Source organism: Leclercia sp. M50 (assembly GCF_037150775.1).
Lineage (GTDB): Bacteria > Pseudomonadota > Gammaproteobacteria > Enterobacterales > Enterobacteriaceae > Enterobacter.
Window position 1 is genome coordinate 1 of record NZ_JBBCPK010000113.1, and the last position, 11200, is coordinate 11200.

Genomic DNA, 11200 nt, shown 5'->3' on the forward strand with positions numbered 1-11200 from the left:
CGGCCAATAACGATACCATTATCTACTGCTCTGAAGCGTCCCCGGAGTCCTTTAACCCGCAGATCGCCAGCTCCGGCCCGAGCTTCGTTGCCAGCTCACAGGTGCTCTATAACCGCCTGATAAACTTCGATCCGGTCAAAAATACCCCGGTGCCTTCACTGGCTGAATCCTGGACCATTTCGCCGGATGGCAAAACCTATACTTTTACCCTGCGCAAAGGGGTGAAGTTCAACAGCAACAAATTCTTTAAACCGACCCGCGATTTTAATGCCGATGACGTTATTTTCTCGGTAATGCGTCAGAAAGACCCTAACCATCCGTACCACAACGTCTCTCAGGGCAACTACGAATACTTTAACGACGTCGGCCTGGATAAGCTGATCCAGGAGGTGAAGAAGATCGACGACAACCACGTGCAGTTTGTGCTGAGCGAACCGAACGCCGCCTTCCTCGCCGACTGGGGGATGGACTTCGCCTCGATCCTGTCGGCGGAATATGCCGACGCGATGCTGAAAAAAGGCACCCCGGAAAATGTCGATACCTGGCCGATCGGCACCGGACCGTACGTGCTCCAGCAGTATAAGGTTGACTCCCTTATCCGCTATATCGCCAATCCGAACTACTGGGATGGCGCGGTGCCGACTAAACACCTGATCTTCTCCATCACCCCGAACGTTGAAACCCGCCTCGCCAAGCTGCAAACCAACGAGTGCCAGATTATTCCTGCCCCATCCCCGGTGCAGTTTGAGGTGATCAAGAAGAACAAAGACCTGACCCTGCACAGCGTCGATGCGCTGAACGTCGGCTATCTGGCGTTTAACACCGAGAAAAAACCGTTTGATAACGTGCTGGTGCGCCAGGCCCTGAACTACGCTACCGACAAAAAGGCCATTATCAACGCGGTATTTATGGGCTCCGGCACGGTGGCAAAATCGCCGATCCCGCCGAATATGATGGGCTTTAATAAAGATGTGCAGGACTACAGCTACGATCCGGAAAAAGCGAAAGCGCTGCTGAAACAGGCGGGGCTGGAGCAGGGCGCGGAAGTGACCCTCTGGTCGATGCCGGTACAACGCCCTTACAACCCAAACTCGCGCCGCATTGCGGAGATGATCCAGAGCGACTGGGCGAAGGTGGGTGTTAAAGCGAAAATCGTCTCCTATGAGTGGGGCGAATACCTCTCCGGCATGCGTAAAGGCGAGCACGACAGCGCCCTGTTTGGCTGGATGTCGGATAACGGCGACCCGGATAACTTTGCCGACGTGCTGCTGGGGTGCGACAGCATCAAAACCGGCTCCAATGCTGCACGCTGGTGCGACAAGGGCTATGATGACCTGGTGCAGAAGGCGAAGCTCACCAGCGATCCCGCCGCGCGTGCGAAGCTCTACAGCCAGGCGCAGGAGATCTTCTATCAGCAGGCACCGTGGATTGCGCTGGCCAACGGCAAAACCTTCTTTGCTACCCGCAGCAATATTAGCGGATACAGCGTGAGCCTGATGGGAAGTGATTTCTCGAAGGCGAAAGTAAACTGACAGAGCGCCGGGTGGCGGCTGCGCCTTACCCGGCCTGCTTATGGCACCCGTAGGCCCGGCAAGCGTAGCGCCGCCGGGCAAGCTGAGAAGGAGTGACAATGTCACATTTAGAGGATGTTACCGTCCGCGTTGACGCGACGATAGCCGAAAGCGTGATTGCACATATGAATGAACTGCTGATCGAGCTTAGCGAGGATAGGGAGTTAACCCGTGAAGATCGCTATACCCAGCAGCAGCGCCTGCGTAACGCCATCGCTCACCACGGTAAACAGTACAAAGAGGACCAGGAGGCCCGCCATGACAGCCTGACCAAAGGCGGGGTGATCCTCTGATTCAGAACTGGCGTCTGGCCACCAGCCAGGCGCCAACCACCAGCAGCACCGCGCCGCATACCGGGCCGATCAGGGCCTTCAGCGGTACCCCCTGGCTGCGCATCACATCCATCACCAGACCCCCGATTAACTGGCTGGCAACCAGCACGGCGATAGTCGTCGCGGCCCCGACATACTGATAGCCGCTGATGCTGGCGAAGACAAAAAATGAGCCCAGCAGGCCGGGAATTAAGGTCCACCAGCGCACGGTGTGAACCAGCTCGCTGAACCCGGCGACGCCGTTTTTAATCAGCAAAATCGAGACAAACAAGACGATCCCCACCAGCGAGTTGAGCAGCATGGCGATAAGAATGGTGCTTGAGGTCTGGGTGATGCGTACCATCAGGGTGTTCTGCACCACCAGCCCAATGCCCGCCGCCACCAGAAATACCAGCGTCAGGGTCTGGTTCATCCGATGTTATCCGGTTCGCTGCGCTCATCGAGCTGAAGCTGCATAAAGGTCAGATCCAGCCAGCGGCCAAACTTGGTCCCCACCTGCGGCATCTGGCCAGTGGTGACAAAACCCAGGGTTTCATGCAGATGTACAGAGGCATGATTCTGCGCTTCGATCCCGGCCACCATCACGTGCTTGCCGATGCGTCGGGCCTCAACAATAAGTTGCTCCATCAGCGCCCGCCCGATGCCTTTGCCCTGATGATCCGGATGCACATAAACCGAATGCTCAACCGTATGGCGGAACCCGTCAAAGGCGCGCCAGTCACCGAAAGAGGCATATCCCGTGACCACGCCATCGTGCTCGCTGACGAGCACCGGATAGCCCATCAGCTGGCGCGCCTCGAACCAGGCGATGCGGTTATCGGTGTCCACGGTGGTATCGTTCCAGATGGCGGCGGTATGCAGTACAGCGTGGTTATAGATCTCGCCGATAGCGGCGCAATCCTCTTTAGTGGCGTGACGAATAAGCATCTGAAACCTCGGGGTGTGTTGTTCACTATAGTAGTACGCGATGTCACGATATTACACAAACTGTCGCTGAAAACGCTACGGCATAACACATATCTTTTCGTTATGAAAAAAGCCAGTGGTAATCCATTACTTTCTCTATAGTATGGCGTGATGAATATTCTGTCAGACAATATGAATCAACGGATCAGCGCGCGCATTCGGCTTGAACGCGAGTCGCGTGGATGGTCCCTGAGCGAGCTTGCCGAGCGGGCGGGCGTGTCACGAGCGATGATCCATAAAATCGAACGCGGCGACAGCAGCCCGACCGCCACCTTGCTGGCCCGTCTCTCTGGCGCGTTTGGCATCAGCATGTCGACCCTTATTGCCCGCGCCGAGATGCAGGAGGGCAAGCTGCTGCGCTTTGAAAGCCAGCCTGTCTGGCGCGACCCACAAACCCACTATATGCGTCGACACGTCTCGCCGCGTACCGATCTGCCTATCGACCTGGTGCAGGTTGAATTGCCCGGCAACAGCGATGTACCGATGCCCGCCTCCTCTTATGCCCTTGCGCGCCAGCTTATCTGGCTTCAGTCGGGGGAGCTGGTGTTTCAGGAGGGGGATACCCGCCATGAAATGCGGGCCGGAGATTGTCTGGAGTTAGGCCCGCCGAACGACTGCCGGTTTATTAACGAAAGCGGCGAGCCGTGCGTCTACATTGTCGTCAGGCTTAACCAGTCCGGCTCATAATGTTAAAGCGGGCAGGGGAAGATGAGGCTAGGCTCTAAGGACGTTTCTATAAAAAGGAGTGAGGTATGAGTCAATCTTCAACGCAAAATCGTCAATGGGTTCTGGCTTCTCGTCCCCATGGTGCCCCCACCGCTGATAACTTTCGTTTAGAAACCACCGACATCCCTCAGCCCGCCGACGGCCAGCTTCTGCTGCGCACGATGTGGCTCTCTCTTGACCCTTATATGCGTGGCCGCATGAGCGACGCGCCCTCTTATTCGCCGCCGGTAGAGATCGGTGCCGTAATGGTGGGCGGCACCGTCAGCCGCGTTGAGGCCTCGAACCATCCTGACTATCAGCCGGGTGAATGGGTGCTCGGCTACAGCGGCTGGCAGGAGTATGAACTCTCCGACGGCAACGGGCTGGTGAAACTGGGTGAGAACCCGGAGCACCCCTCCTGGTCGTTAGGTATTCTGGGGATGCCAGGTTTTACCGCCTACATGGGACTGCTGGATATCGGCCAACCGAAATCGGGTGAGACCCTGGTAGTGGCCGCGGCGACCGGCCCGGTAGGTTCCACCGTTGGGCAGATTGGCAAGCTGAAAGGTTGCCGGGTGGTAGGCGTTGCCGGTGGGGCGGAGAAGTGCCATCACGCCACCGAGGTGCTGGGCTTCGACCAGTGCCTGGATCATCATGCGGATGACTTTGCCGAACAGCTTAAACAGGCGTGTCCGCAGGGGATTGATATCTACTACGAAAATGTCGGCGGTAAAGTGTTTGACGCGGTGCTGCCGCTGCTCAATACCCAGGCGCGCGTACCGGTCTGTGGGCTGGTGAGCGGATACAACGCCACCGACCTGCCGCCAGGGCCGGATCGTCTCGGGTTGCTGATGGGCACCATCCTGAAAAAACGCATCCGTATGCAGGGCTTTATCATCAACCAGGATTATGGCCACCGTATCGAAGAGTTTCAGCAGCAGATGGGGCAGTGGGTCAAAGAGGGCAATATCCACTATCGCGAACAGGTGACGGATGGCCTGGAAAATGCGCCCGATGCGCTGATTGGCCTGCTGGAGGGAAAAAACTTCGGCAAAGTCGTGATACGTGTCGCGAACAATAACGAATAGTACCAGGTATGGCGGATTATTCCGCCATACTAAACTGTGCAAAATTCAAAATAACGTCTTTAATTATACAGGCATAGAATAAACGAAACGCGGTATACAAAACGGGGTATTTTATTTTTTCAATCACACAAAGTTATGATTGATGGTTTTCTTTTGACGTAAATCAGGCATGCGATACAGGATATATCAAATACTCAGCGGTCCTTATTTAACCGTCTGTGAAATATAGTTAAGTGTGGGTAACAGGAACAGAACATGCTGGATTTGGACAATTTAGAAAAAGCTCAACGAATGAGCCTGACGATGCAGGTTGAGGTGAGTCTGAAAAGCGCGCTGATTGCCGGCGCGTTAAAGCCAGGCGCACGGCTCGTCACCAAAGATATTGCGGATAAACTCGGTACCAGTATTACTCCTGTTCGTGAAGCGCTGCTGCGGTTGGTCTCCGCGGGCGCGCTGCACGCGACCCCGGCGCAGGCTTTTCTGGTGCCGGAAGTCACTTTAGAGCGTTATAGCGAAGTCAATGCTATTCGTAAGTCGCTGGAATGCATGGCTGTCGCGGCGGCATGCAATCAGATGACCGACGAAAAGTTAGAGACGCTGCGCGATCTTTCAGAAAAATTTCACGAGGCGATGAGCAATGGTGAGGTGGAGCGGGCGCTTCACACCAACCGTGCTTTTCGTTTTACGCTCTATCACTATGCCGACATGCCCACGCTGATATCGCTTATCGAACAGCTATGGGTGCGCATCGGGCCCTGTTTTAACTGTCTCTACGATCCAGACATTGTATTGCCGAGCCGCTCCTATCGTTACGATGAGCTGCTTGATGCCCTTGCGAAGGGCGATCAGGAAGCCAGCCGGGCGGCGATTGATAAAGCGATCGACGAAGCGAATGAGATATTAATCAGGCAGTTTGCAAACTAACAGGGCTAGAAATAAACGAAGCGGTAATTTCGCTAAATATGAGCTGTTTCTTTTTTCCGGCAGACAAGCTGCTGCCGGAAAGTTTATTTATTAGCCTACTGATAAGACCAGCTTAACTATGAAATAACCCTGACCTCTGCCGATAACCTTAAAAGGCACATTCGCCTTTTAAGGAGCCAGGAATGAGTGTCAGTCAACGATTACGTAATATAAAAATGAGCAGAAAGCTCGCGGCGGGTTTTGGTCTGGTACTGCTGCTGGTTGCAGTATCGACCTTGCTCAGCGTGATGCGCTTTAAAGAAATTCGCGACGTTTACCAGCAAACCAACCTGATCTACAACATCAATATCGAGGTCTTCCAGGCCAAGATCAACCGCCTCAAATTCCTCTATAACGGTGACGAAAAGTCCGGCCAGCTGATGGCAAATTACGTCAAACATGCCGTTGAACTGACCGAAGAGGCCCGTGAGCTGGAGTGGACGGCAAAAGAGAGGGCCATTGTTGAGGCGATTGCCGGGCACCTTGCCCGTTTTGGCAGCAGCGTGACGGAAATGCAGAGCGCGATGACGGCCTGGAACGCGAACAAAAACGACCCGGCGGCCACCGCGCCGCTGAAAGCTGCGGAAGACAAAGTCAAAACCGCTGGCGACGACAGCAGCGCCTCAATCCGCGAGATCATTGCTCTGGTCAAAACGCATAATGATTCGCTGGCCTATAGCTCCAGTACCATCACCGCCATTATTGGCGTGGCGGCGATCCTCTTCGGTATCCTGGTCTCCTGGTGGGTGACCCGCCAGATCACCCGTCTGGTAAAACAGAACCTGCAGCTGGCCGAGCGTATCGCCAGCGGCGATCTCAGCTCCGATATCCATCCCCAGGGAGAAGACGAACTGGGCAAACTGACCGGGGCGATGGGCCGGATGAACGATAAACTGCGCTTAATGATTGGCGAGGTGCGCAGCAGCGTGGCGCAGGTGTCGCTGGCCGCCAGTGAAATTGCCGAAGGCAACACCGATCTCTCCTCGCGTACCGAGCAGCAGGCTGCGGCAGTCGTGCAGACCGCCGCCAGTATGGAAGAGCTCACCGCCACGGTGAAGAACAACGCCGATAACGCCCGTCATGCCAGCCAACTGGCTGCCGAGGCTTCGCAGACTGCGACCCAGGGCGGACGGGTGATGCGCGACGTGGTCAGCACCATGAGCGATATCAACACCAGCTCGCAAAAAATCGCCGATATCACGGCGGTGATCAACAGCATCGCCTTCCAGACCAATATTCTGGCCCTCAACGCAGCCGTGGAAGCGGCGCGCGCCGGGGAGCAGGGGCGGGGCTTTGCGGTGGTGGCCAGCGAAGTGCGCAGCCTCTCCCAGCGCAGCTCTCAGGCGGCGAAGGATATCGAGCAGTTGATCAGCGAGTCGGTCTCCCGCATTTCTACCGGCAGCGAGCTGGTGGCGAAAGCCGGGCAGACCATGGAGCAGGTGGTGGATTCCGTCACCCGCGTAAATGACATCATGGGCGAGATCTCCTCGGCCTCGGAAGAGCAGAGCCGTGGTATTGAGCAAATCTCCCGGGCGGTGATGGAGCTGGATACCACTACCCAGCAGAACGCCTCGCTGGTAGGCGCCTCGTCGACGGCGGCAGGGGCGCTGGAAGATCAGGCCCGTCTGCTGGAGTCGCTGGTGGCGGCGTTCCGTCTGGAACAGCGCGCACAGATGGCATAAAACAAAACCGGCAGCCTGGGCTGCCGGTTTTTTATCACTCGAAGCGATACGAGACGGAAAGGCCCACCCCGTAGTTACGCCCCGGTGCCGGTTCGTAGTAACGCCCGTTTGATTCGTTCACAATCACCGAGCCGACATACTCTTTGTCGAACAGGTTATCCACGCGACCAAAGAGGTCCATGCCCCAGTTGCCCATATTCAGCTTATAGCCGGTGTTCAGACCCACAACGGTATAAGAGGGCGCTTTGGCGGTGTTTTCGTCATCGGCCTCGATGTCGCTCATATAGCGCACATCCGATCCCGCATACCACCCCTCGACCGGCTGCCAGCCAAAGGAGGCATAGCCCATGTTGCGGGCAATGCCCGGCATCCGGTTGCCGTTACAGTCGCTATCGCCACAGACGTTGGTGCGATAGGTGGCATCCAGATAGGTCCACGCCATTTTCAGCTTCCAGTTTTCAGCAAACTGCTGATCCAGAGAGAGTTCCACCCCCTGACGGCGGGTTTTACCGGCGTTTTTATAGCTGGTGCGGCCGCCCGCGCTGGCGTCAACGACGATCTCATCGTCGGTATCGGTACGGAACAGCGCCGCAGTGAACAGGCCATTGCCGATGCGCGTTTTGCTTCCCACCTCATACGTGTTGTTGGTGGATGGCTTGAGGCCAAAGTTCAGGCCGCTCTGGTTATCGGAACGGTAGGAGAGCTCGTTGATGGTCGGGGTCTCAAACCCGCGGCCCGCGGCGGCATAGAGGTTCCAGGCGTCGGTTACGCGGTACTTCAGCGCCCCGGCCGGGAGCCATTTGTGGTAGCTGGCCTCACCGCTGTCGTCGCCATTAGCGCCCTGTACATAGTGGTCGTTCGAGTCGAACCACACGGAGCTGTAGCGCACGCCCGCATCGAGAGAGAGCTTTTGCGTCAGCTGCCAGTTGGTTTGCAGGTAGGGATCGACGTTCCACATCAGGTTGCGCTCATCGCGGCGCTTCGCCCCTTTCTGGCCATAATCCGGCACGCCGTTGTTCATCACGAAGTTTTCATACCCGCGACGATCTTCGCTCAGGTTTTCGTAATTCAAACCGGTGGTGAAGGTCATCGGCACCAGCAGCTCACCACGGTGAGTCCAGCGGGTATCGATCCCCTGATAGTGGCGCTGCATGTCGATCACGCCGCCCGCGTGAGTCGGGCGCAACTGTGGCTGGTAGGGGATCGACTGATACTGAGTCATCTCACGTTCACCGGCGTAGGCCATCACGCTGAGGTCGTCCTGGGCGCTGAGCTGGCGTTCATAGCGCAGGCCGGCCTGGGTCTGCTTGATGGTTTTGCGGGTGTTGTACTGATCGCCGCGCGGCGACTGGCGCGGGTTATCCCGCCACTCCTGATAGTCCAGCCCGCCGGGATCGTTGGCTTTCATATCCACGCTGTTGAAAATCAGGCTCAGCTTGCTGGCGTCGTCGATGCGCACGCCCAGTTTGGCATTGGCGAGGTTTTTACGCGCACCGCTGTGGTCGCGATAGCCATGGGTGGTGAAGCGGGTGGTGGAGACGGTGTAATCCACATCCCCCGGCTGGGTGCCGTCGCCCATCGCGCCGGTGGCCTTCAGACCGTAGCGCCAGCTGCCGTAGCTGCCGTAATAGCTGCTGGCCTCGACGGTGTTCGGCTCACGCCCGGTTTCGGTGGTCATGTTAACCACGCCGCCGGAGGCGTTGCCATAGAGGGCGGAAAACGGCCCGCGCAGCACTTCCACGCTCTCAATGCTGTTGAGATCGATATTCGAGGTTTGCCCCTGACCATCCGGCATCGTCGCCGGGATACCGTCCACATAGAGACGAATGCCACGCACCCCAAAGGTGGAGCGGGCGCCAAAACCACGGGTTGAGAGCTGGAGATCCTGGGCGTAGTTCTGTCGGTTCTGGATCTGTAATCCCGGCACGCTGCCGAGGGATTCAGAGAGGTTAATGCGCGGGGTCGCATGACGTATATCCTCGCCGTTAACCACGCTGACCGCGGCAGGGGTATCTAACTCAGAGAGCGATTGTGGTGACGCGCTGACGATCATGGTCTGTTCGTCGGCCGCCATCGCTGCGACAGGGGCTAAAACAACAGGAACCAACAGCAGGGGGAGCGTTGCCCTGCGGGCAGAAAAGATTTTCATGAATTAAAAAACCGCTTAAAAGAAAGACGAACCAAATGGAACATGTGCGGGTATGGTAAATCTTTTGTAAATATTTTGAAAACCATAACCGCACATAGCGTTAACCCAAGTGTAGGTTAAATCAGCGAATAAGCTTGATGCGATCAAGAATTACTCCACATTGAGATAAATAATGATTACTATTCTCATCCATAATCAGGCGAAGCGATGACTTTGCCAGCCGGAAGCGATGTCAGCGGTACCATTTACTCGAAAGGGAGTTGTTATGAATTTACGTCACCTGTGCTCGCCGCGTCTGCGTAGCTCACTGCTGTTGGGGTCTTTGCTGGTAGCCGGTTCTTTTAATGTTCATGCCGCAGAAGAGATGCTGCGTAAAGCGGTGGGCAAAGGCGCATATGAAATGGCCGTCAGCCAGCAGGAAAATGCGCTGTGGGTTGCCACCACCCAGAGCCGCAAAATGGATAAAGGTGGGGTGGTCTACCGCCTCGATCCGCTGACGCTGGAAGTGACGCAGGCCATTCATAGCGACCTGAAACCGTTTGGCGCCACCATCAATAACGCCACCCAGACCCTGTGGTTTGGTAACACTACCAACAGCGCGGTAACGGCCATTGACGCGAAAACCGGTGACGTGAAGGGCCGTCTGGTGCTGGACGATCGTAAGCGCAGCGAGACTGTGAAACCGCTGCAACCGCGTGAGCTGGTGGCGGATGACACCACGAACACCGTCTATATCACCGGTATCGGCAAAGAGAGCGTGATTTGGGTGGTGGACGGCGAAACGCTGAAGCTGAAAGAGACCATTACCGGCACCGGCAAATTCAGCACCGGTCTGGCGCTGGATGCCCAGGCGAAGCGTCTCTACACCACCAACGGCGACGGCGAACTGGTGACCATCGACACCGCGACCCACAAAATCATCGCGCGTAAGAAGCTGCAGGACGACGGGAAAGAGCACTTCTACCTGAACCTGAGCCTGGATGTTAAGGGCCAGCGTGCGTTCATCACCGACTCTAAACAGCCGGAAGTACTGGTTGTCTCCCTGAAAGATGGCAGCATCATCAGCAAGGTGGCAGCCCCGGAATCTCTGGCGGTGCTGTTTAACCCGGCCCGGGACGAAGCCTACGTCACCCACCGTGAGGCGGGCAAGGTGAGCGTGATTGACGCCAAAACCTACAAAGTGACCAAAACGCACGATACGCCGACCTTCCCGAACAGCCTGGCGCTCTCCGCCGACGGCAAAACCCTGTACGTGACGGTGAAGCAGAAGTCGACCCGCCAGCAGGAAGCCACCCAGCCGGATGATGTGATCCGTATCGCGCTGTAAGTTCAGTGCCGGGTGGCGGCTGCGCCTTACCCGGCCTACCAATGGCCAAACCGTAGGCCCGCGCAAGCGCAGCGCCGCCGGGCAACGAGGACGGGTACGGTCTTTATGCCGGGTGGCGGCTGCGCCTTACCCGGCCTACCAACGGCCAAACCGTAGGCCCGCGCAAGCGCAGCGCCGCCGGGCAACGAGGACGGGTGCGGTCTTTATGCCGGGTGGCGGCTGCGCCTTACCCGGCCTACCAATGGCCAAACCGTAGGCCCGCGCAAGCGCAGCGCCGCCGGGCAATGAGGACGGGTGCGGTCTTTATGCCGGGTGGCGGCTGCGCCTTACCCGGCCTACCAATGGCCAAACCGTAGGCCCGCGCAAGCGCAGCGCCGCCGGGCAACGAGGACGGGTACGGTCTTTATGCCGGGTGGC

At 57.1% G+C, this 11200-nt stretch carries 10 protein-coding genes; 7 read left to right on the forward strand and 3 right to left on the reverse strand.

Annotation, left to right across the window (positions count from 1 at the left end; translation table 11 throughout):
• Both WFM46_RS20265 and WFM46_RS20270 read left to right on the forward strand, forming a co-directional pair.
• Positions 1-1532, forward strand: a 1532-nt coding sequence (locus WFM46_RS20265; protein ID WP_336998377.1) for an ABC transporter substrate-binding protein, incomplete at its 5' end; no start/stop codon positions are given.
• A gap of 98 nt (positions 1533-1630) precedes the next feature.
• Positions 1631-1864 carry a YdcY family protein gene (locus tag WFM46_RS20270; protein ID WP_336998378.1) on the forward strand — a complete coding sequence of 78 codons (234 nt, stop codon included), beginning with the start codon at positions 1631-1633 and terminating at the stop codon, positions 1862-1864.
• A 1-nt stretch (position 1865) separates the two neighbouring features.
• On the opposite strand, the gene WFM46_RS20275 is transcribed toward WFM46_RS20270, so the two are convergent.
• Positions 1866-2315, reverse strand: a complete 450-nt coding sequence (locus WFM46_RS20275) for a DMT family transporter (protein ID WP_336998379.1) — start codon at positions 2313-2315, stop codon at positions 1866-1868.
• On the reverse strand, positions 2312-2830 hold the full coding sequence (locus WFM46_RS20280) for a GNAT family N-acetyltransferase (RefSeq protein WP_103179695.1): 519 nt from the start codon (positions 2828-2830) through the stop codon (positions 2312-2314). Before WFM46_RS20280 ends, WFM46_RS20275 begins: the two co-directional genes overlap by 4 nt.
• 150 nt (positions 2831-2980) lie before the next feature.
• Here WFM46_RS20280 and WFM46_RS20285 point away from each other — a divergent pair, with 150 nt between their 5' ends.
• From WFM46_RS20285 to WFM46_RS20300, 4 genes are all read left to right on the forward strand, one after another.
• The gene (locus WFM46_RS20285; RefSeq protein ID WP_336998380.1) at positions 2981-3556 is read left to right on the forward strand and encodes a helix-turn-helix domain-containing protein; all 576 of its coding nucleotides are present in this window, start codon (positions 2981-2983) and stop codon (positions 3554-3556) included.
• 65 nt (positions 3557-3621) lie between these two features.
• Positions 3622-4662, forward strand: a complete 1041-nt coding sequence (locus WFM46_RS20290; RefSeq protein ID WP_336998381.1) for an NADP-dependent oxidoreductase — start codon at positions 3622-3624, stop codon at positions 4660-4662.
• Between the two features lie 255 nt (positions 4663-4917).
• The gene (locus WFM46_RS20295; protein ID WP_336998382.1) at positions 4918-5586 is read left to right on the forward strand and encodes a GntR family transcriptional regulator; all 669 of its coding nucleotides are present in this window, start codon (positions 4918-4920) and stop codon (positions 5584-5586) included.
• A 182-nt stretch (positions 5587-5768) separates the two neighbouring features.
• Positions 5769-7307 (forward strand): methyl-accepting chemotaxis protein, encoded by a 1539-nt coding sequence (locus WFM46_RS20300; protein WP_336998383.1) that lies wholly within the window; start codon positions 5769-5771, stop codon positions 7305-7307.
• 34 nt (positions 7308-7341) lie between these two features.
• On the opposite strand, the gene pqqU is transcribed toward WFM46_RS20300, so the two are convergent.
• Entirely contained in the window at positions 7342-9456 is a 2115-nt protein-coding gene (gene pqqU / locus WFM46_RS20305) for a TonB-dependent receptor PqqU (protein WP_336998384.1), read from the reverse strand.
• A gap of 265 nt (positions 9457-9721) precedes the next feature.
• Between pqqU and yncE the strand changes: the two genes are divergently transcribed.
• A complete protein-coding gene (yncE, locus tag WFM46_RS20310; protein ID WP_114314888.1) occupies positions 9722-10783 on the forward strand; it encodes a 7-bladed beta-propeller protein YncE in 1062 nt (353 codons plus the stop codon).
• Positions 10784-11200 lie beyond the last annotated feature (417 nt).

Bases quoted from the DNA above. Each gene is read 5' to 3' on its own strand.
- WFM46_RS20275 (WP_336998379.1), bottom strand. From the start codon at position 2,315: ATGAACCAGACCCTGACGCTGGTATTTCTGGTGGCGGCGGGCATTGGG.
- WFM46_RS20270 (WP_336998378.1), top strand. From the start codon at position 1,631: ATGTCACATTTAGAGGATGTTACCGTCCGCGTTGACGCGACGATAGCC.
- WFM46_RS20300 (WP_336998383.1), top strand. From the start codon at position 5,769: ATGAGTGTCAGTCAACGATTACGTAATATAAAAATGAGCAGAAAGCTC.
- WFM46_RS20280 (WP_103179695.1), bottom strand. From the start codon at position 2,830: ATGCTTATTCGTCACGCCACTAAAGAGGATTGCGCCGCTATCGGCGAG.
- yncE (WP_114314888.1), top strand. From the start codon at position 9,722: ATGAATTTACGTCACCTGTGCTCGCCGCGTCTGCGTAGCTCACTGCTG.
- pqqU (WP_336998384.1), bottom strand. From the start codon at position 9,456: ATGAAAATCTTTTCTGCCCGCAGGGCAACGCTCCCCCTGCTGTTGGTT.
- WFM46_RS20295 (WP_336998382.1), top strand. From the start codon at position 4,918: ATGCTGGATTTGGACAATTTAGAAAAAGCTCAACGAATGAGCCTGACG.
- WFM46_RS20290 (WP_336998381.1), top strand. From the start codon at position 3,622: ATGAGTCAATCTTCAACGCAAAATCGTCAATGGGTTCTGGCTTCTCGT.
- WFM46_RS20285 (WP_336998380.1), top strand. From the start codon at position 2,981: ATGAATATTCTGTCAGACAATATGAATCAACGGATCAGCGCGCGCATT.